This window comes from Acholeplasma equifetale ATCC 29724 (genome assembly GCF_000687735.1).
Classification (GTDB): domain Bacteria; phylum Bacillota_I; class Bacilli_A; order Acholeplasmatales; family Acholeplasmataceae; genus Acholeplasma; species Acholeplasma equifetale.
This window is the reverse complement of sequence record NZ_JHXL01000003.1, coordinates 37,600-64,064: the sequence shown is the minus strand read 5'-3', so window position 1 is coordinate 64,064 and position 26,465 is coordinate 37,600. Positions and strand designations below refer to the sequence as shown.

Below are 26,465 nucleotides of genomic sequence, written 5' to 3'. Positions count from 1 at the left end.
TTATATTATAATAAAAAGTTACATCCGAAGATGTAACTAATTTTATTTTTCAAATTGTGAATTATAAAGTTGTGCGTAGAAACCATTTTGTTCAATCAATGATTGATGATTTCCTTGTTCAATGATGTTTCCATCTCTCATCACAAAAATAACATCAGCGTTTTTAATCGTCGATAATCTATGTGCAATAACAAATGCAGTACGGTTTTTCATTAAGTTATCCATTGCTTGTTGAATTAAAATTTCTGTACGAGTATCAACGTTTGAAGTTGCTTCATCTAAAATAAGCATTGGCTTATTTGCAAGCATTGCACGAGAGATTGTTAGTAATTGTCTTTGACCGGCACTAATATTTAAACCATCTTCAGATAACATAAAGTTATACGCATCAGGTAAACTTTGTATGAAGTGATGAGATTGAGATCTTTTAGCTGCTTCTATTACTTCTTCTTTGGTTGCATTTTCTTTACCATATGCAATGTTGTCATAAACAGTGCCTTCAAAAATCCATGTATCTTGTAAAACCATTCCAAAGTAACTTCTTACTTCATCACGTTTCATATCTTTAATATTAACACCATCAATTAAGATTTCACCACGATCAATTTCATAAAATCTCATTAAAAGGTTAACAATTGTTGTTTTTCCTGCACCTGTTGGTCCAACAATAGCAACCGTCTGACCAGGTTTAATTTCAGCATTAAAGCCTTGAATTACAGGTCTTTCTTTATCGTAGCTAAAATATACATCTTTAAAGACGACGTGTCCTTTAATACCATTTAACATTTGTGGTTTATGAGATTCATCTTCTTCACTTTCAGCATCTAAGATAAAGAAAACACGTTCAGCGGATGCAGCAGTCATTTGAAGAACAGATGCTGTTTGACCAATTGTTTGAATAGGGTTAGATACTTGTCTCATAAATTGAACAAATGTAAGAATTAAACCAGGTAAAATCTTACCATCCATGACCAAATATCCACCTACAATTGCAACAATAATATAAGCCATATTTGAGAAGAAAAATTGAACTGGCATCATAATACCTGAAACGAATTGTGCTTTCCAGCTCGTATCATAAATACGTTCGTTAATTTCATTAAAGTTTGTTAATGCTTTTTCTTCATAACCAAATACTTTTACAATTAAGTGACCGTTATAGTGTTCTTCAACATGTCCATTCATGTCACCGCTGTTTTTAGCTTGTTGCATAAAGAATTTTTGAGAGATTTTTACAAATCTTGCAGCAACTAAAAACGATAATACAACCATAACGACTGCAATAATTGCCATTTCCCATCTGAGAACAAACATAAATGTTACAATTGCCACAATTAATGTAACTGCTCTAAAGATTTCAATAATATTACTTGATAATGTTTGGTTAATGGTATCAACATCATTTGTCATACGGCTTAAAATATCACCATAACTAAATTTATCAAAGAAACTTAATGGTAATGTATTTAATTTATCAGCTAAATCTGAACGCATTTTATATGTTAAACGTTGTGTAATACCAATTAACATATATCCTTGTAAATATCCAAGTAATGAAGATAAAAACGCAAATATAACAATTAAATTAAGTGTTTGCCATAAATCTAAATATACTTCAAAATTTAAATATTCAGGAATGATATTAATGACACCATTACCACCTTCATAAAGGTTGTATAAGCTTGATAATGCGTTACCAACAAAAATTGGTACAATTGTTGAAATAACACCAGAAACAATCGCAAATAGCGCAGCAATTAAAAGAATAATCCAATTTTTACCAAGATAACGGAATAATCGCTTCATTGTTCCTGAAAAGTCAGCAACTTGTACTTTTGCTCTAGGAGGTCTTCTATTCATTTCCTAATTCCTCCTTACTTAATTGTGATTCAGCAATTTCTTGATATACACGACATGTTTTCATGAGCTCAACATGTGTACCGATACCAACAACTTCGCCTTTATCAAGTACAACAATTTGGTCAGCATGACGAATGGTATTAATACGTTGTGCAACAACAAGCATTGTAGAATTAATATGTTTTTTTAATTCTTTTCTTAATTTTTTATCTGTTTGATAGTCTAATGCAGAGAAAGAATCATCAAAAATATATATTTTTGGTTGTTTTGCAATGGCTCTGGCTATACTTAAACGTTGACGTTGTCCACCTGAAACGTTTGTTCCACCTTGTGATATTGCTGATTGGTATTGATGATCAAACTTTTCAATAAAACTTTTCGCTTGAGCGATTTCTGCAGCTTTTTTAACGACTTCTTCATCGATTTCATCTTGTCCAAAAGCAATATTCGTTTCAATTGTTCCTTTAAATAAGTTTGCTTTTTGAGGAACAAAACCAATATGTTTTAAATAATCTTTTCGACTATATTCTCGAATATCAACACCATCTAATAAAATTTCTCCTTCTGTAACATCATAGAAACGAGGTATTAAATTAATAAGTGTTGATTTACCGCTACCAGTTGATCCGATAAATGCAGTCATTTGATTTTTCCTTGCAACAAAGTTAATATTCTTTAGCACAGGCTCTTCTGAGTTTGGATATTTAAATGTTACATTTCTAAATTCAATTTCGCCTTCAACGTGTTTTAATGTTTTTGGTTCATCAGGATCTTTGATTAATAAATCTTGATCAATAACATCCATAACACGTTTAGCTGAAATTGATGCACGTGGAATCATCGTAATTATAAATGTTAGCATCATGAAATTCATTAGTGTTGTAGTTCCATATTGGATAATTGCAGATAAATCCCCAGGTGTAAATGCGCTGCTTGGTTGAATGATTCCAAAATGTATTGCAACATAATACATTGCAACAGTTGTTAGCTGTTGAACTAACCCCATAACAGGCCACATTAAGTTAAACACACGGTTAACAAAAATACCTTTTTCCATAGATTCTTCTGCCACTAATTTTGTTTTATGTGCTTGTACATTTTGTGTATTAAATGCACGAACAACACGAAGCCCAGATAAATTTTCTCTTGTCACTAAATTTAATTTATCCACTAGTCTTTGAATAATCTTAAATTTAGGGAATGCAGTTAACCAAATAGCTGTAATAACAGCCAAAATAATTATAATAGAGAAAATTAATACTGTTGAAATGGTTGGGTTGGTATTAACTGCCATAACAATCGCACCAATAGCCATAAATGGTGCCATAACAACCATTCTTAACAACATATTAATTGTATTTTGTAATGAGTTAATATCGTTTGTTGTACGTGTAATTAATGATGAGGTTGTAAATTTATCCATCTCAGTCATTGAAAAACTTTGTACTTTTTTATAAACTTCTAATCGTAGTGTTTTTGCAAACGCACTTGATGTACGTGATTCTAAAAAACTACTAATAACAATAACAACGATACTTAAAATCGTAGCACCTATCATTAATCCGCCATAATAGACCATACCTTCTGTACGTTCTGCTTGTGATAAAGTTGTATTACTTACAATATCTATTAAATTACCTAAATATTTAGGTAATAAAAGTAATAATACAGCTCTAATAGCAATCAGCGTAAAGATAAGGATGACAGATCCAATATACGGTTTTAGATATCGAAATGATTTAATCATAGTCATCAACTTCTTTCTAAAATTACTCTTGCTAATTATATCAAATTTTATGCATTTTTAAGTTGATTTAGCGTTTCTTTAAAGTAATTTAAAATTTCTATATTATTTTTGCGTAACTTTGTTGGTAATTGTGGTATTAAATTCTCATAATGAGTCACCATATGTTCATAATATGGTATTGCTTCTTTTTTTGTTTTTAGTTTTGGTCCAATATATTTTTCAGCATCAGTCAATTGCATTCTTCCTTTTTTAACTTTTAAAAAGCAATAATAAAAACCATCATAAACAACATATTCATCAATAATTTCAAAACCTTCTTGCATTAAGAACTCTCTTAAAATATATACCTTTTGATTAGGCCCTAAAAGATATGTTTCGTTTGGGTTATTGCGATTAATTAATATTTCACTAATTAAATGAGGTCCCATTCCTGTAATAATAGCTAAATCAAATGTTTTATCAATTGATTCAAAACCATTTGATAAATAAAACTCCACTGGATAACCAGTGAGAGTTTTTTGAGCTGCTTTTAAAGGATTAGGATTTATATCGCTTGCCATGCCTTTTTTAATATAACCTTTATCAAATGCATATTTTAATACAAGGCCATGGTCAGAACCTATATCTAAAACGACGTCATATCCTTTAGTTAGTTCTGCTATAAATTCTATTCGATTCATTTTTTAGCTACGTAAAATTCTTTTAATTTATTTTGACGTTGTGGAGATCTTAATTTTCTTAATGCTTTTGCTTCTATTTGACGAATACGTTCACGAGTAACACCAAATTCACGACCAACTTCTTCTAAAGTATGTGTTTTACCATCAAGTAATCCATAGCGTAATCTTAAAACTTTTTCTTCACGATCAGTTAATGTTTCTAAAACTTCATCTAACGTTTTCTTAACCATTTCTTGCATCATATAATCATGTGGATTCAATGCATTTGGATCAGAAATAAAATCACCTAATGTTGAATCTTCTTCTTCACCAACAGGTGCTTCTAAACTAATTGGTTCTTTTGAAATACGTTGAATGTTTTGAACTTTCTCCGGTGAAATACCCATTTTTTCAGCAATTTCTTCAATTTGTGGTTCTCTACCTAATTCTTGAACTAGTTGACGTTGAATACGTATCATTTTATTGATTGTTTCAACCATATGAACAGGAATACGAATTGTACGAGCTTGGTCTGCAACTGCACGTGTAATTGCTTGACGAATCCACCATGTTGCGTATGTTGAAAATTTGAATCCTTTTTCATGATCAAATTTATCAACAGCGCGCATTAATCCCATATTACCTTCTTGAATTAAGTCTAAAAATAACAATCCGCGAGATGTATATTTTTTAGCAATAGAGACTACTAAACGGTAGTTTGCTTCAACTAATCGATCTTTAGCGATTTGTGCTTTACGAACTGAATTTTCAAGCGTTTGAATATCTTCATCAGATAAGTTTAATTCACCACGACGATAAGCTTCTAATTGTTCATTTGCGATTCTTCCTTCAGATACCCATACTGCATATTTCTTTTCTTCATCAAGTGTGAGTAGAGGAATTTGACCAATTTCTTTTAAGTACATACGAACTGGATCATCAACTTTAATTGTTGACATCATTTGATCAATACTTAAAAGTTCTTCTTCCTTAATATCTTCAACTTCAAGGTTAGATAATGAAAATTCATCTGGTTCTTCTTCTTGTAAATCCAAATCATCAAAATCTTCATCTAAAACTAAATCTTCATCTTGTTCATTTCCTTCAATATCATCTTCATATTGAATTTTAATTTTCTTTTTACTTAATTTTTCTTCAAGCTCAATATACTCATCTGTGCCATCTTCAAAATATTCTTCCAAATCACTTTTTTGTAATGTTTTTTCTTTACCTGCTTTTTTTATTAAAGTCTCTAGAATTTCATCAAAATTCATTTATACCTTACCTCGCTTTTGTATTTCTAATATTTTTTGAGCAATTTCTTGCTTTCGTTGCTCATCATTTGTCGTACGCAATTCATTCATCAGTGTTTCTACTTGTAAGTAGTTTTGATGATACTCTTCAATTGCTTCTAGACAATGATTGAAATCATTATCTGATAATTTGAGTTTTCTTTTATAAACCTCTTTATCAAGATAAATCTTTAATGCTTCAGGATAATCAATCATAGCGTAAAAATATTCTAAATTGACATGATCATCATTTGTTGTTAAGTAATATTTATATATATCACTTGCTAATTTTTGTTGAAGTGATGTAATAAGTTTATCTTTTCCTATCTTTTCAACGAATTGTTCCAATCTTTTTGGATGTATTAATAAATCTGTTAATATTAAATCAATTGCATTTTCTGCTTTCGTAATAACTCGTTTATTGACTTGAACACTCTTTTTAGGCGGAAGTTCATATTGAACAAATCCTAAATTAAGTTGAATGTGATATTTTTGATAAATATCTGCTTCATACTGTTTTTTTATTGCCGGATCTGCTTTATATAAAAGTGCTGACATTTGTTTTTTGAAGGTTTCAACATCTACAGATCTTTTAAAATCTTTATCTTTTAGATAAATTTGATATCCAAATTGATATGGATCTTGCAATGAATCGTTAAATAATGATTTATAAGATTCATATCCATTTTTTTTGATATATTCATCTGGATCTAATTTATCTTTTAAATGTAAAACAGATACATTAATTTTTTCATCTTTTAATATAGGAATTGATTTTAATGTTGCTTCAATACCAGCATTATCACCATCATAAACAACTACAACATGATTTGTAATCTTTTTTAACTGTTGTGCATGATTTTTAGTTAAAGCTGTTCCCATTGTAGCAACAACTGATTTTAATCCTGCTTTAAATGTTTGAATAACATCAAAAAAACCTTCATTTAATACTACAAATCCTTGTTTAACTGAATGTAATTTTGCATCACTTAAATGGTATAGCAATTCACCCTTCTTAAATATTGGTGTTTCTGTTGAGTTGATATATTTTGCTGGTTCAGTTTTTTTTGTAGTACGTCCTGAAAACCCTACAATTCGACCCAAAGAATCTTTAATAGGAAATATTACTCTTGAACGAAAAATATCATAGTATTTTCCTTCTTCATTTTGTGAGACTAATCCTAACTTCATCATATCGGTTGTAGGATAGCCTTTAGAACGTAATAGTTTGTATAAATTATCTGCATGAGGTGCAAAACCAATTTGAAAATGATTAATATCTTCTTCAGTCAATCCACGATCAAGTAGATATTGAAAAGCTTCTTGTCCTTTTTTTGTATGTTTTAATGCATATTGATAAAAGGCTGTTGCTTCATCCATTAAGTTATATAAAGATTCGTTAGGGTCTTTCTTTTTATTTTCTACTTTAACTTCAATACCTAATCTATCTGCTAATTCTTTAATAGCATCTTCATATGATACATTTTTAATGAGTTGTAAAAACGTAACAGGATTCCCCCCTTTTCTACAACCCATACAAACGGCTAAATTTTTCTCGGGTGAAACAGAAAAAGAAGGTGTCTTTTCATCATGAAACGGACAAAGACCCATGTAGTTTTTGCCACGCTTTTCAAGCGATACGAACTCAGAAACCAATTTGACAATGTCTGTTTCTTTGTTGATTCGATCTATAAGCGCTTTATCGCTCATGATTCAACCACCTTTCTTTACATACTAAAATTTAATTGCACGTCTGATGAAGTTTTCTAATTGACTAATGTGTAATCTTTCTTGTTCCATTGAATCACGATATCTTACAGTAACGGTTTGATCAATCATAGTTTGATGGTCAACTGTAATACAGAATGGTGTACCAACCGCATCTTGTCGGCGATAACGTTTACCAATATTTTGAGTCTCATCATAAACAACGTCAAACTCTTTACGTAACATATCATAGATTTCTTGTGCCTTTTCACCATGTTCTTTCTTAACTAACGGTAAGATTGCTGCTTTATATGGTGCTAAAGCTGGATGTAGTTTTAATAATTGTCTTGTTTCTCCATTTTCTAATGTTTCTTCACTTAAACCATTAAGTAAAAAAACTAATAATAAACGTTCAACCCCAACAGATGGTTCAACAACATATGGTATATAACGTTCATTTGTTTCTGGATCTAAATAAGACATATCTTCTTTACTTAGGTTTTGATGTTGTGTAAGGTCAAATGCAGTTCTAGATGCTAAGCCCCATAATTCATCAAATCCCCAAGGGTATTTAAACTCTATATCTGTTGTTGCATTACTGTAATGTGCTAATGACTCAACTGCATGAGGTTCTGCACGAATTAAATCCTTATCAATACCTAGATCAAATAAGAAACGCTTCATTTCATTTAAGTAATAATCAAACCATTGCAATTCAGTACCTGGTTTACAGAAAAATTCTAGTTCCATTTGTTCAAATTCTCTAGTTCTAAAAATAAAGTTACCTGGTGTAATTTCATTTCTAAATGCTTTACCAATTTGTGCAACACCAAATGGTATTTTCTTTCTTGTTGTACGAATTAAGTTTTTAAAGTTAATAAAAATACCTTGTGCTGTTTCAGGACGAAGATATACTTCGCTTGCAGTATCTTCAACAACACCTTGATGTGTTTTAAACATCATATTAAATTTACGAATTGGTAACCAATCTGTAGTACCACTTACTGGATCTTTAATATTGTTTTTAATAATGTAGTCATACATCTCATCCATTGTCATTTTATCTGGATTAGCATTCGGATCGTGTTCTAAAATAAGTTTATCTGCACGATAACGTTGATTTGATGTTTTATTTTCGATTAATGGATCTGAAAATCCTGCAATATGTCCAGATGCTTGCCATACTAATGAATTTAGCAGAATAGATGAATCTAATCCAACAATATTTGGTCCTTCTCTTAAAAAGCGTTTTAGCCAAGCTTCTTTAATGTTTCTCTTGAGTAATGAACCTAATGGACCGTAATCCCAAGTATTTGCTAATCCACCGTAAATTTCAGAACCTTGAAATATATATCCAGTTTGTTTGGCATATTGAACTAAATATTCTAATGTAACCATGGTATCTCCCTTGCCTTATGTTAGTTTGATGTCTGTGTGATATTCTAAATAATCATATAAAAATGACTTTAATTTGTTATAAAGTTCATCTTCTATCTTTTCTATTTTATCATAAGATAAATAGGTTAGTTTTAATAGTTGTGTTGTTTCAACTAAATTTAAGTTAATTTTCTCATTTTCTTCTAAATATATGATACTTCTTTTTGTCAAACTTAAACCTTTAATTGGTCTACCATCAGCTTTTAACTGGATTGGATAACCAATATACTTAAGCAGTTTAAAAGAAAATGATAAAACACATTCTTTTTTATAATCTAATAATGCTTCACGAATAAGTGTATAAATTTCATCATGTGAATCATTGTCAGTTATAAATCTTTGTATCCAATTTAACATGATTGATGCTTCTTTAAGTTCATAATAATTAGATTTAATATGTTGAAAGTCATAAATAAGTTTAGCATCTTGCATCATGAACATGTTTTTATCTTTAGAATCCTTAAATTCGATTAAATTCATATACTGAGCGATTGTTCTTAGGGGGTTTGTAACTTTTTGACTACCCTTTGCAACTAATGTAATAAAACCTCGTTTAGTATAAAGAAAAACTAGTCGATCATTTTCTTTATAACTTTGCACTTTAAGAACAATACCCTCTAATCTATTCTCCATATCCATAACGTTCAATAGATCCTGGATCGTTTCTCCAGTTTTCTTTTACTTTAACCCAAAGTGTTAAATGAATTTTCATATTAAGGATGCGATTAATATCTTTTCTAGCCTCCGTGCCAATACGTTTTAAACGTTCTCCGTTTTTACCAATTAATATACCTTTTTGGCTATCACGTTCAACAATGATAACTGCATTGACATCAATTGTATTTAATTCTTTATTTTGTTCTAAATGCTCAATAAATACTGCAACACTATGAGGAACTTCTTCTTCAGTATGATATAAAATTTTTTCACGAATGAGTTCAGCCATACGTCGTTCATCATTTTGATCGGTAACTTCATCATCTGGAAAATAATGTGGTCCTTCAATTAGATATTGAGTTAATGCTTCTTTTAATTTATCAATATGTGTTTGACTTAATGCTGAAATAGGAATAACTTCTTTAAAATCATAACGATGAATGAATGATAATATAATTTCATCAATATGCGTTTTTGATTCTAATTTATCGATTTTATTAATTACTAATATAACAGGTAATCCACTTTTTTCGATGCGTTTTAAAACACGTTCATCAGATTGATGAAATGGACGATCAACTACCCAACATACAACATCAGCATCATAAAGTGTATTTTCTGCACCTTTATCCATGATACTTCCTAATTGATGTATAGGTTTATGCATACCTGGTGTATCAATAAATACAAACTGATTATCCCCTTCAGTAAGTACACCTGTAATGTTATAACGTGTTGTTTGAACTTTTGGTGATACAATCGCAACTTTCTTATTTATGAGTGCATTGAGTAAGGTTGATTTCCCTACATTAGGTTTCCCAACAATTGCTATAAATGCACTTTTTGTCATACGCTTTTATCGTCATTTAAATCAAATCCAAAAGGTAATAATTCATCAACTTTAGTTTCATGAACATCACCCTTTAAATTTGTTAAAAAGATTTTTGCATCTTTTGGAACTAATTCTTTCATGACTTGTCGGCATGCACCACATGGACTAATTGGCCCTTTTGTATCGCCAGTTACAGTAATTGATTCAATATCATCTTTATTGTAACCTTGACTAATCAATGAAAATAATGCGTTACGTTCTGCACAACAAGTTAAACCATAACTACTATTTTCAATGTTTGCACCTAAAACAAATGTACCATCTTTTAAGCGAATTGCAGCACCTACTTTAAATTGTGAATATGGTACATATGCACGTTCTCTTGCTTTTAAAGCTTCCTTTAAATGCATTTTAAACACCCCTTTTTAAATTTGATTTTTCTAATATTATTTCTGTTAATTCCATCATTTCTTTTTCTTCTTCTTTTGTATGATGATCATAACCCATTAAGTGTAAATATCCATGAACAGCTAAAAATCCAACTTCTCGATCAATTGAATGACCATATTCATTCGCTTGTTCTACAACTTTCTCAATACTAATAAAAATATCACCTAACGTTTCTTCATCTTCATCATTTGGAAACGATAAGACATCAGTTGGTCTATCAACATTTCGATAATTTTTATTTAATTCATGGATTTGTTCATTTGTTACAAAAATAACATGCATGTTTTTTGAATTTTCTACATGTTTGAAAACACCTTTAATCACTTTAACATAGTGTTTTACAATATTTTCTTGTGTATAATCATGGAATTCAATTTTCATATGCTTCATATCTTTCAAGAATTTTTTGTACAAGTGGATGTCTAATGACATCAACTTTATCAAATTGTATAACCTTAGCCTCAGATATTCCTTTTACCAATTCAATTGCATCTTTTAACCCGGATTCTTTTTTATATCCTAAATCAACTTGACTTGGATCTCCAGTTACAACCATATAAGAAGAAAATCCTAACCGAGTTAGAAACATTTTCATTTGACTTTTTGTTGTGTTTTGAGCTTCATCTAAAATGATAAATGCATTTTCTAATGTTCTTCCTCTCATATATGCAAGTGGAGCTACTTCAATTACACCTTTTTCCATAAGAAGTGTTGTTTCTTTAACTCCTAAAAACTCATAAAGTGCATCATATAGAGGAATTAAATAAGGATCAACCTTTTCTTTTAAATCTCCCGGTAAAAACCCTAAAGATTCACCTGCTTCAACTGCAGGTCTTGTAAGAATTACTTTTTTAACTAAACCTTTTTTTAAACGACTCACAGCATGTGCAACAGCTAAATAAGTTTTCCCTGTTCCAGCTGGTCCAATTCCAAAAACTAAAGGATATTTATCTAATGCTTCACTATACGCTCTTTGATTAAAGGTCTTAGCACTAATTGTTTTACCAGATTCGGTGACTAAAATTTTAGCTTGATTTTTATATAATGAAAGAATGTTGTCAAGCTGATCAACCTCAGCCATTTTGATAATATAAATAACATCTCTTTCCGTGAGTAAAATTTTATGTTCAGCTAAAAGAATTAATGTTTTAAAAATTTGTTCAAGTAATTCTCTTTTTGATTCGTCCGTATCAACAATAATATCACCATTAAATATACTGACATCAAAACCAAAATGTGTTTTAAATACTAAGAGATTTCGATCTTCAACTCCAACTAAAATTTTCTCAGTTTCTATATGTTTAACTTTCAAATTTAATTTCATTAAATTCCTCCGTTGAGACTCTCTTAATATTTTACCTTAAAAGCGATAAAAATGCACCCTTTAAAGGTGCATTTCTTATCATCATTTTTATAGATTAACGTTTTTTACTTTTTGCTGCTTTAGCTCGCATACGACGACTAACGCCTGGTTTTACATAGAATTCACGCTTACGTGCTTCTTGGAGGGTTCCATCTTTAGAAACATTACGTTTAAAACGGCGTAATGCGTCTTCTAATGATTCACCTTTGCGTACTTCTGTTTTAGGCATGTCTGCCCTCCTTCCAAACCGTTTGATATATCAAACCTTTATCATTATAAATCATTTTTAAAGATATGTCAAAGATTTTTACGATATTTCATATAATTTAATAGTGGAATATGTGCTAATTCAGTTGGCAATATTGTTTGACCTAAACTTAGTGTCAAAAATCCCTTATTTCTTAATATATTACGCTCATCAATATCAATTCCACCTTCAGGTCCAATAATATAAATTACGCGATTTTGAAGGTTAAATTCTATTGTTTCAAGTTGTAAACTCGTCTCTTCTTCATCTAACAAAAATTTATGTGTATAATCTAAACTTAAATCATTGATAGAATTTAAAAATTTAATTTGAGGTATAAAACTTAATTTTGCTAATTCAGCTGCTTCTTTAGCAATTTTTCTTAATCTTTCTAGTTTATGTTCTATATTTGAAAGTTTTGCAATACTACGTTTCATTGGTAAAAAAACGATTTCTTTTGCTCCAAAAATCGTCGCTGATTTAACAACAAAATCAATTTTATCTCCTTTAGGTAATCCTTGTACAAGCGTTATATCTAATTGTTTATTTGTTTTTAATGTCTCAACAACATTAAAAGAAACATCTTTTTGATTGATGTTTAGTTCAACTAAATAACATATCCCATCGTAACACACTTCTACACGATCGCCTTGTTTAAAACGCATGACATTGAGTATATGATGTATGTCATCTTTATAAAATTTGGTTTCTTTTTCTAAAAAATAACGTTGCATAAATACCTCATAAAAAAGGTACTCTTCATGAGTACCTAAGATTTATTAAACGTTAAAGAAACGATCTAATGAATTACTCCAAATTACCATAATTAGGAATAAAATACCTAGAACTAACATAACGCGGTTGAGTACTAATTCAGCGCCCATTTGTTTTTTATTTTTGAATAAATCTTGGTTACTTCCAGTAAAAGCTTCCATGACATCTTCACGAGTAGTTTGTAATGCAGAAACAGCAATGATAAATATACTTAAAACTAAAATCACATAATCTGGGAATAACATATTGCATAAACTCCTTTTTTCTTCTCACTCATTATAACGAATAGTTCATATAAAATCAAGTTTTTAAATACTCTTGATATATAAAATATATATATTTCAAGATTTTTTAGCTAAAAATACTCCTGTTTTCATCTCAAATAAATTTAAGACTTGGTTTATTTTGAGTTATGTTGTATAATAACTTCTGGTGATTTTTTATGCAAATCATAAGACTTGAATTGGGAGATTTAAAGTCAAATACTTATATCATAACTGTTAACAAGCAGTGTTTTATTATTGACCCTGGATTTGAAGCAGATAAAATTATTGATTATATTAAGTCTAAAAAATTAGTTCCCCAATTCATCTATATAACACATGGACATTATGACCATACAGGTGCTGTAAAAACAATTAAAGAACATTATCATATTCCAGTTTATGCACCACTTAAAGATAAAATTTGGATGTCTGATTCTGTTTATAATCATTGGAAAGAACCGATTCCTGTTGATCAGTTTGTTGTAGAAAACGATAAAATAGAATTTGAAGGTCTAATTTTCGAAGTTATTGAAACTCCGGGACATTCAGAAGGTTCTACTTCGCTATATTGTGCACCACATTTATTCACTGGTGATGCATTATTTAAAGAGTCCATTGGTCGAACCGATTTTCCATTTGGAAATTATCAACAATTATTAGATTCAATTACAAAAAAGCTATATACATTACCAGATGACACAATTTGCTATCCTGGACATGGCGAATCAACAACCATTGGACATGAAAAAGAACATAATCCTTTTACTAAATAAAACACTAGCAGATTTGCTAGTGTTTTTTATCTAATATGACTAAAGTTTCAATTGATGTTGTTTGTGGGAACATACGAACAGCATGAATTGCGTTGATATCATAATTATTACATAAAACTTTTAGGTCTCTTTGTAATGTATTAAGCTCACATGATAAATAAATAATGCGTTTAAATTTCTTTTCAAAAATTATTGGTAATGCTTTCGGATCTAAACCACTTCTTGGTGGATCTAAAATAATGATATCTCCTCGAACTTTTCTTAATTCTTTCTCAACATTACCTTCAATAATTTCATATGATCCTTTATGGTGTTTTTTAAGTTCCCTAGCCATTTTGGTGTTCTCTGGATTATTTTCAATCATAATTACTTTCTTAGCTGATTCACCAATTGAATAACCAATTGAACCCACACCACTATAAGCATCAATTACAACATCATTTTGAGTAATATATTTTGATATTTTTTCATAAACACTTAACATCACTTCAGTATGAACTTGCATAAATGAACGATCATTAATTTTCAATGTTAGATGATTGAATTGATATGTTAATTGATTTTCTCCAAATAATACTTTAGCATGTGGTCCTAAAATGACTTTATCAGACGGTTTAATATTTAATGTTATACCTATGACTTCATCGAATGTCTTAATTAATTGAACCAATTCATTTAAACCTTTAAACTGTTCTTTATAACTAACCAATGTTACTAAAACTTTTTGACCGTTTGTTCTAAAAACAATATGTTTTAGTGCTTCATAATCAACCAAAATTCGTTGTTGTTGAATTTTAGATACAACCCTTTGAATGAGTGGATGATTAAGTATAAATGTATGAACTTCAATTAACTCAATCGGATCTTTTTGATACATACCAAGTTTTAAAATTTCATCTTCTAAAGCATGATAAACTACTTTATTTCGATAATTTAATGATGACCCGAAAATTGGGTTGGATAGTTCTATATTTACACCTAATGAACGTGACAATATGTTTTTCGTAATTGTTTCTTGCCACTTAATTTGTTCATCATCTTTTAAATGATATAAATCTAATGCTCCAAGTTTTGAAGTAAATGTTTTTCGTAAAGGTGATTGATTGATAAGTTTTTTTATTTTAGCTTCAGCAAAATTTTTCTTTACTTTTGATATTTCAACTTTAGCTGTTTCACCTTCTAAAAGACCATCAGTAAAGATGACAAAGTCATCTACTTTTGAAACACCTTTACCAAAACGGTCAACTTCATACGCAGTTACTTCAATGACTTTTCCTTCTTCAAATGTCATAAAGTTCCTTTCAACTTCTTTCGATATGCCAAATCAGATGCGACAATATCTTTTAAAGAATATTCTGTTTTAAAACCTAATACTTTATATGCTTTAGATGCGTTCGCTGTTAAAACCGCAGGATCTCCTGCTCTTCTTGGCCCAAAATCAAATTTTAATGGTAATAATTCATTAACTGTATGAGCTACATCTAAATTTGAATATCCTTTTTCACTACCTAAATTAAAGATTTCAGAGCGATTTTCTTTAACTAAGAACTCAGCCCCTAAAACGTGTGCTCTAGCAAGATCTGACACATGGATATAGTCTCTGATGTTTGTTCCATCTTTTGTAGGATAATCATTTCCAAAAATTGTTAATTTTTCGCGAATACCTAAAGCTGCTTCGATAGCTACAGGAATTAAATGTGTAAGTTGTTGTTTCTTAAGACCAATTTCTAATGATTTATCTGCACCTGCAACGTTAAAATATCTAAAGATACAATATTTTAAACCATGAGCTAAGCTAGCCCAATGAATTAATCTTTCACATGCTAATTTAGATTCACCATATGGATTGATTGGTAAAACAGGATCTGTTTCTACACAAATACCTTTTTCTGGTTCACCATAAACTGCTGCTGTTGATGAGAAAACAATATATTTAACATTAGTTTCTACCATTGATTCTAAAAGTAATCGAACACCTTCAACGTTATTATGATAATATTCAAGTGGTTTAACCATACTTTCAGGAACAATGAGTTTTGCAGCAAAATGCATGATAACATCTGGTTTTTCTGTTTCTAATACAAATTTTATATCTTCTTTTACTGTAATATCTTTTATATATAAAGGAACATCTTTTGGAACAAAGGATGCATCACCTGTTGATAAATTATCCATAACTGCTACTTTATGATTAGCTCGTAATAATTCATATACAGCATGAGATCCTATATAACCCGCTCCACCAATAACTAAAATTTTCATATTATCACCTTATTTAGAAAACTTTCTTTTCAAATAATCCACATAATACTTAGGATTAAATGGTTCACCAGTCGCATTTAAAATTAATTCTTTTGGTGTTTTAGACGCACCATATTGATGAATTTTATCTTTAAGCCAGTTGTTTACTTTTTCGATTTGATTATTTGAAATCGCATTTTCTATATTAAAATCTTTATTCATTGCATGATAAATTTGGGCAGCATATGCGCTTCCTAAAGCATATGTTGGGAAATATCCAAAGTTTCCACATGCCCAATGAATATCTTGAAGTACACCATCTTTATCTGTTTTTGGACGTACTCCAACATATTCTTGATATAATTTTCTCCACTTTTTAGGTAAATCTTTTACTTTTAATTTGCCTGAAATTAGTTGTTTTTCTAATTCATAACGAACCATAATATGGAATGGATAAGTTAATTCATCTGCTTCAGTACGAATTAAAGAACGTTCAGCACGGTTAATATATTGATAAAAATCTAATAGTGTTACATTTTTTAATTCTTTTTTAAATATTTCTTTAAGTTTGTCATAATGGACTTCCCAAAATGCATAACTTCTACCAATCATGTTTTCATACATTCTTGATTGAGACTCATGAATCCCCATAGAAGCTCCAGTATTTAATCTTGTATTGATTAATTTTTCATCAACATTTAATTCATAAATTCCATGACCCATTTCATGAATCGTTGAAAAAATTGCAGATTCTAAAACATTATCTAAATATCGTGTTGTGATTCTAACATCAGTCGATGAAAAACTTGATGTAAATGGATGTTCACTTTCTTTAAGTAATCCGCGATTTCTATCATACTTAAAAACATCTAATAAATACTGATTAAACTTACGCTGTTGATCTTGAGGGAAATATCCTTTTGTTAATTTTCTTGATAATGTTTTCTTACCACTTGTTGCAGATAAAACAAAAGGTAATAATTCTGTTCTTAATAGTTCGAAAAATTGATCATATTCTTTAGAAGTCATCCCTTCTTCATACATATCAAGTAAAACATCATAACCTTTAAGTTCATCAGTTTGTAAGTATTTAACGATTTTACGTTGATAGTGTACAATCTTTTCTAATGTTGATTGAAATAGAGAAAAATCATCATTTTTACGTGCGTTTGCCCAAATAGATGTTGATTCATTTAATAAAACTTGATATTCAATATATTCATCTTTAGGCATTTTCTTAAGTAGACGATTTTGTTTTTCAACCATTTCGATTTCACGTTTTAATAGTGGATCGAGTGATTCACGATTTTCATATAATTTATCAATCGCATCTAAATATTTTTTATTTGTTTCTAGAGCATATATCTCTTCTGTTAAAATTTTGATTTGTTCATTACGATATTTAATCCCACCAACAGGTGTTTCTGTTTCTAAATCAAAACCTAAAACCCACATCGCATAACCATATGCCTTGAGTTTTTTTCTCATTTCTTCATAGATTTTAATATAGGTTTCCATAAGTACTCCTTTTATTATTGATAATTTCAATTTATTATAACATTTTATAGGATAAAATTAGGAAAATTCATACATATTTCGTTAAAAAAGAAAGCTTATAACGCTTTCTTTTTCATAATATAGTTTATAATTTCTGTTTCGTTTTTATAAATTGTAAGTTCTTGTGACTTTTCTTTAACTAAATCAATAAATTTCCAAGACGATTCAATTTCATCCCATCTTGTAAATAAAGTCTTTGATCCGTTAATTACATCTAAGAACAGTTTTTCATAAGCTTCAGGTATGTTTCCTTCAACGCTTTTTGGTAATTGATAATTAAGTTCCACCAATTCTAAATTATTCTTTAATCCTGGTTTTTTAGAATTAATTGTTAATCCAACACCATCATTTGGTTGAATTCTTATAACAAGTTTATTTTGTAAAACTGGAAGTTTCCATTTTTCTTGTTCTTTTGTAGGTAGATAAGTAATTTCAATATAACTTTCTTTCTTATCCATTTTCTTACCTGTCATAATCTCAAAAGGTACACCTTTAAAGCGCTTTGTATTAACGAATGCTTTTAAATAGACAAAAGTTTCGGTTTTTGAATCACCAGGTATATTTGGTTCATTTAAATAACCTTCATATTGTCCCATGATAACAGACTTTTCATCAAAAGTTAAAGCATTTAAAACTTTGACTTTTTCATCTGTAATAAATTGTGATTCATATGCTTTAGGTATATCCATTGCAATTAAACTTAAGATTTGAAGTAAATGTGATTGAACCATATCTTTTAAAGCACCCGATTTATCATAATATCCCGCACGATTTAATATACCTTCTTTTTCTTTGACAACAATTTTCACAGATTCAATAGATTGATTATCCCATGATTCTTCAAAAATACGATTAGCAAAACGAACAGTCATTAAATTTTGTATCATTTCTTTACCTAAGTAATGATCTATTCTATATATTTGAGATTCATCGAAATATTTCCATAACATACGGTTTATTGCGCGTGCGCTATCTAAATCATGACCAAAAGGCTTTTCAAATACTAAAACTTGGTTTAAATTATTCTGTTGAATTAAACCAGATTTACTAATGTGACTTGCAACTTCAGCTAATATATCAGGTCCAATTGCTAAATAATAAAGTTCTTTTGTATAAGTAGTCTTGTATCCTGAAATAAATTCACTTAGATTTTTATATTCCTCATACGAAGTAATTTGTATTGGATAATAATGAACAATTTTACTTAAAACATCTAAATTTAATGGTTCTTTAGTTAATGATTGCATTGCATTTAAATAACTATTTGTATCATATGGACGTCGTCCTAATGCAATAACTAAAATATTTTGAGAAATTGATTTTGATTGATATAGTTTGGATATTGCAGGTAATAATTTTCTTGCAGTCAAATCACCTGTTGATCCAAATATTGTAATAATAATATCTTTTTTCATTTCTTCTTATATACTTTATGGCCACCAAATTCATTTCTCATTGCAGCAACCACTTTTTCTCCAAATTTTAAATCGTCTCTAGATTTATATCGAACAAATAAACTATTTGAAATAACAGGCATCGAAACACCTAAATTAAGTGCTTCTTCAATCATCCAACGACCTTCACCAGAATCATCAATTCTTCCAGCAATTTCATCTAATCGGGCATTCTTCTTAAATGCTTCATGAACATATCCCACTAAATTTGATTCGATAATTGAACCATGATTCCAAACCTTTGTTACTTTTTCATAATCAATATCAAAATTTGAGGCTTCCATTAATTCTAAACCTTCAGCGATTGCTTGCATCATGCCATATTCAATTCCATTGTGTACCATTTTAACAAAATGTCCAGCACCCGGTGCTCCCATATATTCATATCCATCTTTTTCGGAAATGGCTTCATAAACTGGTTTTAAGTATTCATAAATGTCTTTCTCTCCACCAATCATAAGACATGCCCCAAAACGAGCACCATGTGTTCCACCACTAGTTCCCATATCAACAAAATGGATACCTTTTTCCTTTAATTCATAGTATCTTTTCAATGATAACTTGTAGTTTGAATTACCACCGTCAACTAAAATATCATCGTGTTGTAAATATGGCATTAATTGTTGTATGACATCATCAACAAATTGGTTTGGAATAAATAAGAATAATTGAATGCGTTCATTATTTTTTCTACTTAAAAATTCATTCATGGATTCAGCAACTTTAATACCTGACTTTTTAGCTAGTTCTCTTGCATCTTTAGATATGTCAAATCCTAATACATCATATTTGTGATCCATTAAGTTTAATGCTAAATTAGCACCCATTTTTCCTAATCCCATTAAATGTATTTTCATAATTTCACCAATCCTATTATTTATTATCTATCCTATTATACTCTTTTTAAGAACATTCATTTTTAAATAAGCATTAACAAGAATGTTGCAATTAAAAAGTAAATGCCTAATGCACTAAAATCATTGACTGTGGAAATAATTGGTCCAGATGCTGCTTTTTCATCAACACCAACTTTTCTTAATCCAAACGGAATCAGCACACCAATTAATGCAGAAATAAACATTGATAACATTAAAGATAACCCAACAATTAAAGCAATAATATGAATATCACCATAACTGTTAGGAAGAATGATTAAGAATAGATATACAATGATAACACCGATAATACCTGATAATAAGCTATTAATGCTTGCAACTTTTATTTCTCTTAAAATATGTTTTTTAGGCTCAATGATATCTTGATTAATACCTAATATAGTTACTGCAATACTCTGTGTACCAATATTACCAGCCATACCAAGTATCATTGGTTGAAATAACACTAATGCTACATTTTGATCAATCGTTCCAGAGAAAACAGTTAAAAAACTAGCAATAATAATATTAAGTACAACTGATATTAATAACCATGGTAATCGGTTCATACTGCGTTTAAAAGGATTAGATAGTTCATCGTGGCTTTCAATTGAAACTAACTTTTCAACACGATCAATATGTTCTTCTTCCATAAATTCTAAAGCATCCTCTGCAGTAATTACACCAATTAATATGTAATCACTATTCAGAACTGGTAATACTTGAATGTCATAGTCTCTAATTTTTCTTAATGCACTTTCAACAGAATCATCTTCAAATGCATACGGATAACTTTCATTTACTATATTTTTAATTATTGTATTGCCTCTAGCAATAATTAAATCTTTTAGTTCGATACCACCAACAAACTTATTTTCTTCATCATTAACAAAGATTGCACCGATTTCATCTTTTTCAGTTGATTCTTTGATAACCATTCTTGTTGCATCTTTTACTTTATCATCTAAATTTGTGACTATAAAGTGCGGAGATGAAATTGAACCAGCTTTATCACCATCATATGATAAAAGTTTTCTAACTTTTTCTTGTGTTGATTTATTTAATAGTTTGATAATTTCATCATGATAAGAAATTTTAAAAAGTTCAACAAATGATTTAATATCATCAATTTCTAAATGACGCAATAAAGATTTTTTTGCATCTAGACTTAATCTTAAATAAGTCTTCATAGCTAACTCTTCATTTAATTCAGTGAATACCAGACTAAACTTTTTAATACCAATAAGTTTAAATATTCTTTCTCTTTCATCACTATTTTCTTCAAATAATTGTGCGATATCGCTTTCATGAAGTTTAGCAAGTATATTTTTTAATTTAGCATCAGAAAGTTTAAAATCGATATGTTTCATGCGACAAAACCTCCTAAAATTATAGTTGCTAAACTAAAATACACAACATTTGAAAGTATATCAATTAAGTTAGTTATAAATGGCCCTGATGCAACCGCAGGGTCAAACTTTAACATTTTAATAAATAGTGGTATAAAAAAACCTAAAATTGGTCCAATGATCACGGTTATCCATAAAGATAATCCCACAGATAATCCAATCCAAACACCATGATCAAAATGTAAAACATATGAAAATATGATGGTGATTAAAAATGAAATTAATCCCATGACAAATCCATTGATTACCCCAGTTAAGATTTCTTTAAATCCATTAGATATAACTTTTGAATCTTTTTTGGTAAGTTCAATTAATGTAACTGCAAGCGTTTGACTTGCAACATCTCCACCTGCATCCAATATGAGCGGTTGAAAAAAAGCTAGAATGACAAAGGTACCTAAAATGCCAGTAAAATTACTTGTAACAAATGCACTTGGAATGGATATTGTAAGCAATATCAATAACCAAGGTATACGATGCATTGCGGTTTTAAAAGACCCCTCTTTAAAGTCGGTGTCTGGTAATGCTGCTAATTTTTCATAGTCTTCTTGAGTTTCTTCTAAATAGATATCTAATACATCATCTTGTGTAATAATACCGAGTAATCGATTTTCTTCATCAACGATACCTACTTCTGTATTACCATAATGCTTAATGTGTTTGAGTAAGTTATCAATACCGTCATTTACATGAAATGTTGGTTCAACAGTTAATATCTCTTTAACTGTAAGTGGATATTTTGACTTTAGTAAAGTTTTTAAAGGTATTTCACCACAATAATGATTATCATGGTCAACAACAAAAATTGTTTGAATCGTAGATACATCTTCAGCTATATCGATTACTTTTTTTGTTGCTTGTTTAACATCATCAGAAATATTTACTTTAACAAATGCGTTTGTCATATACGCACCAGCTAAAGATTCATCGTATTGAATAAGTGATAAAACCTCTTCATCTTTATCAAGTATTTTTAATAACTCGTTTTTATTCTCTTCTTCCAATTCATTAATAATATCTGCTGCATCATCTGGATCTAATTCACTTACTAAAACTTTTTGATGTAACAAACTATAAGTTGATAATATGTCTGCTGCAATTTCCGGTTCAAGATATGATAGAACTTCAGTTAACTTATCCATACTTAATAAGTTAATGACAGTCTTTTTTTCTTCTTCATCTAATTCATCTAATGCTTGCGCTATGTCAAAGGCATGCTGAATTTCTAATATATCTTTTAATTCATCGCTAGTTAAGCGATTTATTAAATCTTTTAACATGGCTTACCTCCTATAAAGTTAAGCCAATAAACATCCTTTTTTAAAAGTGAGTTTCATATGATGAATATTGGCTTTATAAAGATTTTTTATATGCTTATAACTATAGTAATCATCTTCGGGGATAATCATCATATCAACTCCTTTCTTATTCATTATAGCATTAAAATTGATACATCATAAAAAATGATCTATTAAAATTGCATTTTTAAGCGTTTTAAATATATATTTAAAGTTCTAATTTTCTTGGTGCAACATAATAAAGATTTATAGTATCTCATGTTAAAATAAAACTAATAACAAACGAAGGAGAGTCAGAATGAATACACAACAAAGAAACAGACTAATAGTGACAGGGTCACTAATAGTGTTACTTATTGCTGCATCAGTGATTTTTGGTCCTCATGTATTGCTTGTAGCATTAGCAGCATTAGTGACTTCATTTGTCATTGAATTATTAAATAGTCAATTGAGAAAAGAAAAGTTCGACCCAACTACTTTCTCAATTACTCCGCTCATTATTACATTGATGACAACACCATCAATTGTCTCAGACTTTTGGATGGTAATTGTTGCAACTGCATTTGGTGTGTTTTTCGCTAAAACAATTTTTGGTGGCGAAGGCAAAAACATTTTCAATCCAGCAGCTTTAGGATTAGTCTTTATCGCGTTAGCATTCCCAGTTCAAGTTAACCGATTCTTAGATCCAATTACTAAAATTGTTGATCCAGCTACTTTTGCAACTATCTTTAAAAATACACCTGCAGCAATTGTAAGTTCAACATCACTCGTTGACTTACTTATGGGTCAATATGCTGGTGCCATGGGAACTACATTTAAACTAGGAATTTTATTACTAGGATTAGTGTTAATGATCCTAAAAATTTCTGATTGGAAAATACCAGCAACATTTTTAGGTACATACTACTTATTCTCTTTACTTAAGTTCCTATTAAGTGGAATGGGTGGCGATTCATTCTTATATGCCCTCTATTCAGTATTAATGGGACACTTATTATTTGTAGCAATGTTTATGGCTACAGATCCTCAAACTCAACCTTTATATACTAAAGGCCGAATTATTTACGGTGTTTTATTAGGTTTTGTATCATGGATTATCCAAAATACTTGGTTATTTAATCCATCCGCACCAAATACAGAGGGAACAATCTATGCTATATTATTCATGAATGCAATGACAGGTTTAATTGATGTTTGGACAACACCTAAAGTTAAGGATATCCCTCTATTAGAGGAGGTTGAAGCATGAAAAAATATCTACAAATGATGCTATTCGTTATTGTCTTAGGATTAGTTGCTTCTGGTATTTTAGTTGGTGCTAACGAGATAACAAAAGATTATATAGCAAAAAATGCTGAATATGCTTGGAAACATTCGATTTTAGAACATCACGAAATTCCACATACACAACTTGATTTTTCTGAAGTATTTGATGAGTCATTTACTGTTCAAACTGAATTTTATGAAGATGGTAATACATTAACACTTTACACAAATAAGGTAAACAATCGTATTTCATTTAGATTTTTTGGTAATGGTTTATGGGATGTAATCGAAGGAGTTATTACATTAGAACCAGACTTTAATACGGTTGTTGCTATTACTGTTACTAAACAAGCTGAAACTCCAGGTTTAGGTGGGGTTGTTGCAGAACCTGAGTATTTAAGTAATTATGTTGGAAAACAATTTGGTGACACTGGTTTAAAAGCTGTTAAAAATGGTGCAACAACAAACCAAGAGGTAGATGCAATTACTGGTGCTACTGGTACAACCAATGCATTTATTGGGTTATTAAATACTAATTTTAGAAAATACTATAATACATTCTCTGGTGAAGATATTTTAGCACCACTTAAGAAAGCCATCTTATCTCAACATACAATTGAATATAATGATGATAATTATAATTCTGTATTCTATACACACTTTGAAGTTGTTAACAAAAATAACTTAACTCTTTATGTCAACAAGACTACAAATTATAAATCATACGCATTTACAACTGAAGGATTTAGAGGTCCGATTGAGGCTGTAATTACATTAAAAGAAGATTTTGTAACAATTCATAAAATTACTGTCTTATCACAATCTGAAGGCCAGGGTGCTATTATTCAAAATAATCCTACATTTTTTGATGGTTATGTTGGTAAGAAATTCAAACCAGTCATAATTGTTACAACTGATCCAAATAACGAAAATGAAGTGCTAGATGGTTTTAGCACAGCAACTCAAACAAAAACTAAATTCATTAATGGAATGAATGATACATATCAAATTTACTACACTACATTTCAAGGAGGTAACCAATAATGGATCAATCTAAAAAGAAACCAAGCACCTGGTTAAGACTTCAATATAAAAAATGGTTTGTTCTATTAAGAAGAGGACTAACTGAAGAAAATCCAATTATCGTTACTGTCCTTGGTATTTGTTCTTCTTTAGCTGTTACAAACCGTGTTGAAAATGCTATTTTCATGGGATTAGGTGTAACCTTTGTTATCATCGCGTCAAGCGCATTAGTATCTTTACTTAGAAACTTGATTCCAAGTAAAGTCCGTATGGTTGCATACATGGTAATTATTTCTGTCTTTACAATTGTTGTTCAAATGTTCTTACAAGCATTTGTTCCAACAGTCGCTGATAGATTAGGCTCTTATACAGGTTTAATTATTACAAACTGTATTGTTATGGGTAGGGCAGAAGCGTTCGCTATTAAAAATCCAGTTAAATATACACTTTTTGATGGTTTGGCGAACGGTTTAGGTTATATGCTTGTATTAGTATTAATTGCTTCTGTTCGTGAACCTTTAGCATTTGGACAATACTTTGGTATGACTATTCCAGGATTTGAAAACTGGATTAAATGGAACGTTATGGCATTAGCTCCAGGTGGATTCTTCGTTTTAGGAATGATAGCTTGGGGATTTAGAGCTTTAATGGGCAAATATGAAGAGGATGGTGTACAATGATGGAACTTATTGAATTATTCTTAGCTTCAATGTTATCTAATAATATTGCTCTTATTTTCATTCTTGGTATGTGTTCATTAATTGCCGTTTCTACTTCAATTAAAAACTCTGTTAACATGGGTGTTGCTGTTATTGTTGTTACAACTTTAACTGCAATGATTAACTGGCCAATTTATGAGCTTTTAAAAGCCACTGGTACAACTCAATTATCTTTACTCGTATTTATTATTGTTATTGCTGCTTTTGTACAGTTTTTAGAAATGTTTCTTGCAAAATATTCACCTAAAATTTACGAAGCATTTGGAATTTTCTTACCATTAATTACAGTTAACTGTATTGTATTAGCAGTTTCATTATTTTTCCAAACACGTGAATACACATTTGCTCAAACAACTGTATTCGCATTAGGATCTTCTATTGGTTGGGCATTCGCAATGATCTTACTTGCAGGTGTCAGACAAAAAATGTATCGTGTATCCAATTTACCAAAAGGATTACGTGGACGCGCAATTGCCTTCATTATTTTAGGTATTCTTGCATTAGCGTTCATTGGTTTCACAGGTATTGGACGCGTCACATTTATTAATTAAGGAGGAAT

26 protein-coding genes are annotated in these 26,465 nt (G+C 29.9%); 5 read left to right on the top strand and 21 right to left on the bottom strand.

The annotated features are described in order from the left end of the window. Nucleotides 1-42: 42 nt before the first annotated feature. The 14 genes from T434_RS0102665 to secG all read right to left on the bottom strand — a co-directional run bounded on the left by T434_RS0102665 (nt 43) and on the right by secG (nt 13,270). Entirely contained in the window at nt 43-1,860 is a 1,818-nt protein-coding gene (locus T434_RS0102665; RefSeq protein ID WP_026399783.1) for an ABC transporter ATP-binding protein, read from the bottom strand. After that, nucleotides 1,853-3,607 carry an ABC transporter ATP-binding protein gene (locus T434_RS0102660; protein WP_026399782.1) on the bottom strand — a complete coding sequence of 585 codons (1,755 nt, stop codon included), beginning with the start codon at nt 3,605-3,607 and terminating at the stop codon, nt 1,853-1,855. Before T434_RS0102660 ends, T434_RS0102665 begins: the two co-directional genes overlap by 8 nt. Nucleotides 3,608-3,654: 47 nt before the next feature. Beyond that, nucleotides 3,655-4,287 (bottom strand): tRNA (adenine(22)-N(1))-methyltransferase, encoded by a 633-nt coding sequence (locus T434_RS06700; RefSeq protein WP_084301046.1) that lies wholly within the window; start codon nt 4,285-4,287, stop codon nt 3,655-3,657. Further along, nucleotides 4,284-5,540: an RNA polymerase sigma factor RpoD gene (gene rpoD, locus T434_RS0102650; RefSeq protein WP_162150653.1), complete on the bottom strand. Its 1,257-nt coding sequence runs from the start codon at nt 5,538-5,540 to the stop codon at nt 4,284-4,286. Before rpoD ends, T434_RS06700 begins: the two co-directional genes overlap by 4 nt. Then, a complete protein-coding gene (gene dnaG, locus T434_RS07650; RefSeq protein WP_084301045.1) occupies nt 5,541-7,268 on the bottom strand; it encodes a DNA primase in 1,728 nt (575 codons plus the stop codon). A 24-nt stretch (nt 7,269-7,292) separates the two neighbouring features. Then, nucleotides 7,293-8,663, bottom strand: a complete 1,371-nt coding sequence (locus T434_RS0102640) for a glycine--tRNA ligase (RefSeq protein WP_026399780.1) — start codon at nt 8,661-8,663, stop codon at nt 7,293-7,295. A 15-nt stretch (nt 8,664-8,678) separates the two neighbouring features. Beyond that, a complete protein-coding gene (gene recO / locus T434_RS0102635; protein ID WP_162150652.1) occupies nt 8,679-9,335 on the bottom strand; it encodes a DNA repair protein RecO in 657 nt (218 codons plus the stop codon). Further along, complete coding sequence (gene era, locus T434_RS0102630) at nt 9,325-10,209, bottom strand: GTPase Era (RefSeq protein ID WP_026399778.1); 885 nt, start codon at nt 10,207-10,209, stop codon at nt 9,325-9,327. The genes recO and era overlap by 11 nt, the downstream gene beginning before the upstream one ends. Then, nucleotides 10,206-10,601 (bottom strand): cytidine deaminase, encoded by a 396-nt coding sequence (gene cdd / locus T434_RS0102625; RefSeq protein ID WP_162150651.1) that lies wholly within the window; start codon nt 10,599-10,601, stop codon nt 10,206-10,208. The genes era and cdd overlap by 4 nt, the downstream gene beginning before the upstream one ends. Nucleotide 10,602: 1 nt before the next feature. Beyond that, the gene (gene ybeY / locus T434_RS0102620) at nt 10,603-11,022 is read right to left on the bottom strand and encodes an rRNA maturation RNase YbeY (RefSeq protein ID WP_026399776.1); all 420 of its coding nucleotides are present in this window, start codon (nt 11,020-11,022) and stop codon (nt 10,603-10,605) included. Then, nucleotides 11,012-11,965 (bottom strand): PhoH family protein, encoded by a 954-nt coding sequence (locus T434_RS06690; RefSeq protein WP_162150650.1) that lies wholly within the window; start codon nt 11,963-11,965, stop codon nt 11,012-11,014. The genes ybeY and T434_RS06690 overlap by 11 nt, the downstream gene beginning before the upstream one ends. 94 nt (nt 11,966-12,059) lie before the next feature. Continuing rightward, a complete protein-coding gene (gene rpsU / locus T434_RS0102610) occupies nt 12,060-12,233 on the bottom strand; it encodes a 30S ribosomal protein S21 (RefSeq protein ID WP_026399775.1) in 174 nt (57 codons plus the stop codon). 68 nt (nt 12,234-12,301) lie between these two features. Next, nucleotides 12,302-12,985, bottom strand: coding sequence for an RsmE family RNA methyltransferase (locus tag T434_RS0102605; RefSeq protein ID WP_162150649.1), 684 nt, complete (start codon nt 12,983-12,985; stop codon nt 12,302-12,304). Nucleotides 12,986-13,030: 45 nt separating this feature from the next. After that, the gene (secG, locus tag T434_RS06685) at nt 13,031-13,270 is read right to left on the bottom strand and encodes a preprotein translocase subunit SecG (RefSeq protein ID WP_051614339.1); all 240 of its coding nucleotides are present in this window, start codon (nt 13,268-13,270) and stop codon (nt 13,031-13,033) included. Between the two features lie 197 nt (nt 13,271-13,467). On the opposite strand from secG, the gene T434_RS0102595 reads away from it, so the two are divergent. After that, nucleotides 13,468-14,064, top strand: coding sequence for an MBL fold metallo-hydrolase (locus T434_RS0102595; RefSeq protein ID WP_026399773.1), 597 nt, complete (start codon nt 13,468-13,470; stop codon nt 14,062-14,064). 16 nt (nt 14,065-14,080) lie between these two features. Here T434_RS0102595 and rlmD read toward each other — a convergent pair whose 3' ends face one another. The 7 genes from rlmD to mgtE form a co-directional block, all read right to left on the bottom strand. Further along, nucleotides 14,081-15,355: a 23S rRNA (uracil(1939)-C(5))-methyltransferase RlmD gene (rlmD, locus tag T434_RS0102590; protein ID WP_026399772.1), complete on the bottom strand. Its 1,275-nt coding sequence runs from the start codon at nt 15,353-15,355 to the stop codon at nt 14,081-14,083. After that, entirely contained in the window at nt 15,352-16,326 is a 975-nt protein-coding gene (gene galE, locus T434_RS06680; protein ID WP_162150648.1) for a UDP-glucose 4-epimerase GalE, read from the bottom strand. The genes rlmD and galE overlap by 4 nt, the downstream gene beginning before the upstream one ends. A 9-nt stretch (nt 16,327-16,335) precedes the next feature. Further along, nucleotides 16,336-17,823 carry a carboxypeptidase M32 gene (locus T434_RS0102580; protein ID WP_035358136.1) on the bottom strand — a complete coding sequence of 496 codons (1,488 nt, stop codon included), beginning with the start codon at nt 17,821-17,823 and terminating at the stop codon, nt 16,336-16,338. A gap of 95 nt (nt 17,824-17,918) precedes the next feature. After that, the gene (gene zwf / locus T434_RS06675; RefSeq protein WP_051614337.1) at nt 17,919-19,277 is read right to left on the bottom strand and encodes a glucose-6-phosphate dehydrogenase; all 1,359 of its coding nucleotides are present in this window, start codon (nt 19,275-19,277) and stop codon (nt 17,919-17,921) included. Beyond that, nucleotides 19,274-20,173 (bottom strand): phosphogluconate dehydrogenase (NAD(+)-dependent, decarboxylating), encoded by a 900-nt coding sequence (gnd, locus tag T434_RS06670; protein ID WP_162150647.1) that lies wholly within the window; start codon nt 20,171-20,173, stop codon nt 19,274-19,276. Before gnd ends, zwf begins: the two co-directional genes overlap by 4 nt. Before the next feature lie 62 nt (nt 20,174-20,235). Further along, the gene (locus tag T434_RS0102565; RefSeq protein WP_026399770.1) at nt 20,236-21,561 is read right to left on the bottom strand and encodes a magnesium transporter; all 1,326 of its coding nucleotides are present in this window, start codon (nt 21,559-21,561) and stop codon (nt 20,236-20,238) included. Then, nucleotides 21,558-22,880, bottom strand: a complete 1,323-nt coding sequence (gene mgtE / locus T434_RS0102560) for a magnesium transporter (RefSeq protein WP_162150646.1) — start codon at nt 22,878-22,880, stop codon at nt 21,558-21,560. Before mgtE ends, T434_RS0102565 begins: the two co-directional genes overlap by 4 nt. Before the next feature lie 316 nt (nt 22,881-23,196). On the opposite strand from mgtE, the gene T434_RS07430 reads away from it, so the two are divergent. From T434_RS07430 to T434_RS0102535, 4 genes are read left to right on the top strand one after another with little or no spacing between them, the layout of a single operon-like run. Next, nucleotides 23,197-24,147 (top strand): RnfABCDGE type electron transport complex subunit D, encoded by a 951-nt coding sequence (locus tag T434_RS07430; protein WP_162150645.1) that lies wholly within the window; start codon nt 23,197-23,199, stop codon nt 24,145-24,147. Beyond that, nucleotides 24,144-25,208: an FMN-binding protein gene (locus tag T434_RS07425; RefSeq protein WP_026399767.1), complete on the top strand. Its 1,065-nt coding sequence runs from the start codon at nt 24,144-24,146 to the stop codon at nt 25,206-25,208. Before T434_RS07430 ends, T434_RS07425 begins: the two co-directional genes overlap by 4 nt. Beyond that, the gene (locus tag T434_RS0102540; protein ID WP_162150644.1) at nt 25,208-25,867 is read left to right on the top strand and encodes an Rnf-Nqr domain containing protein; all 660 of its coding nucleotides are present in this window, start codon (nt 25,208-25,210) and stop codon (nt 25,865-25,867) included. Before T434_RS07425 ends, T434_RS0102540 begins: the two co-directional genes overlap by 1 nt. After that, nucleotides 25,864-26,457, top strand: a complete 594-nt coding sequence (locus T434_RS0102535; RefSeq protein WP_026399765.1) for an Rnf-Nqr domain containing protein — start codon at nt 25,864-25,866, stop codon at nt 26,455-26,457. The genes T434_RS0102540 and T434_RS0102535 overlap by 4 nt, the downstream gene beginning before the upstream one ends. Nucleotides 26,458-26,465: the final 8 nt, after the last annotated feature.

Coding starts and splice junctions, on each gene's coding strand:
- T434_RS0102665 (WP_026399783.1), bottom strand. CDS start 1,860: ATGAATAGAAGACCTCCTAGAGCAAAAGTACAAGTTGCTGACTTTTCA.
- T434_RS0102660 (WP_026399782.1), bottom strand. CDS start 3,607: ATGATTAAATCATTTCGATATCTAAAACCGTATATTGGATCTGTCATC.
- T434_RS06700 (WP_084301046.1), bottom strand. CDS start 4,287: ATGAATCGAATAGAATTTATAGCAGAACTAACTAAAGGATATGACGTC.
- rpoD (WP_162150653.1), bottom strand. CDS start 5,540: ATGAATTTTGATGAAATTCTAGAGACTTTAATAAAAAAAGCAGGTAAA.
- dnaG (WP_084301045.1), bottom strand. CDS start 7,268: ATGAGCGATAAAGCGCTTATAGATCGAATCAACAAAGAAACAGACATT.
- T434_RS0102640 (WP_026399780.1), bottom strand. CDS start 8,663: ATGGTTACATTAGAATATTTAGTTCAATATGCCAAACAAACTGGATAT.
- recO (WP_162150652.1), bottom strand. CDS start 9,335: ATGGAGAATAGATTAGAGGGTATTGTTCTTAAAGTGCAAAGTTATAAA.
- era (WP_026399778.1), bottom strand. CDS start 10,209: ATGACAAAAAGTGCATTTATAGCAATTGTTGGGAAACCTAATGTAGGG.
- cdd (WP_162150651.1), bottom strand. CDS start 10,601: ATGCATTTAAAGGAAGCTTTAAAAGCAAGAGAACGTGCATATGTACCA.
- ybeY (WP_026399776.1), bottom strand. CDS start 11,022: ATGAAAATTGAATTCCATGATTATACACAAGAAAATATTGTAAAACAC.
- T434_RS06690 (WP_162150650.1), bottom strand. CDS start 11,965: ATGAAATTAAATTTGAAAGTTAAACATATAGAAACTGAGAAAATTTTA.
- rpsU (WP_026399775.1), bottom strand. CDS start 12,233: ATGCCTAAAACAGAAGTACGCAAAGGTGAATCATTAGAAGACGCATTA.
- T434_RS0102605 (WP_162150649.1), bottom strand. CDS start 12,985: ATGCAACGTTATTTTTTAGAAAAAGAAACCAAATTTTATAAAGATGAC.
- secG (WP_051614339.1), bottom strand. CDS start 13,270: ATGTTATTCCCAGATTATGTGATTTTAGTTTTAAGTATATTTATCATT.
- T434_RS0102595 (WP_026399773.1), top strand. CDS start 13,468: ATGCAAATCATAAGACTTGAATTGGGAGATTTAAAGTCAAATACTTAT.
- rlmD (WP_026399772.1), bottom strand. CDS start 15,355: ATGACATTTGAAGAAGGAAAAGTCATTGAAGTAACTGCGTATGAAGTT.
- galE (WP_162150648.1), bottom strand. CDS start 16,326: ATGAAAATTTTAGTTATTGGTGGAGCGGGTTATATAGGATCTCATGCT.
- T434_RS0102580 (WP_035358136.1), bottom strand. CDS start 17,823: ATGGAAACCTATATTAAAATCTATGAAGAAATGAGAAAAAAACTCAAG.
- zwf (WP_051614337.1), bottom strand. CDS start 19,277: ATGAAAAAAGATATTATTATTACAATATTTGGATCAACAGGTGATTTG.
- gnd (WP_162150647.1), bottom strand. CDS start 20,173: ATGAAAATACATTTAATGGGATTAGGAAAAATGGGTGCTAATTTAGCA.
- T434_RS0102565 (WP_026399770.1), bottom strand. CDS start 21,561: ATGAAACATATCGATTTTAAACTTTCTGATGCTAAATTAAAAAATATA.
- mgtE (WP_162150646.1), bottom strand. CDS start 22,880: ATGTTAAAAGATTTAATAAATCGCTTAACTAGCGATGAATTAAAAGAT.
- T434_RS07430 (WP_162150645.1), top strand. CDS start 23,197: ATGAATACACAACAAAGAAACAGACTAATAGTGACAGGGTCACTAATA.
- T434_RS07425 (WP_026399767.1), top strand. CDS start 24,144: ATGAAAAAATATCTACAAATGATGCTATTCGTTATTGTCTTAGGATTA.
- T434_RS0102540 (WP_162150644.1), top strand. CDS start 25,208: ATGGATCAATCTAAAAAGAAACCAAGCACCTGGTTAAGACTTCAATAT.
- T434_RS0102535 (WP_026399765.1), top strand. CDS start 25,864: ATGATGGAACTTATTGAATTATTCTTAGCTTCAATGTTATCTAATAAT.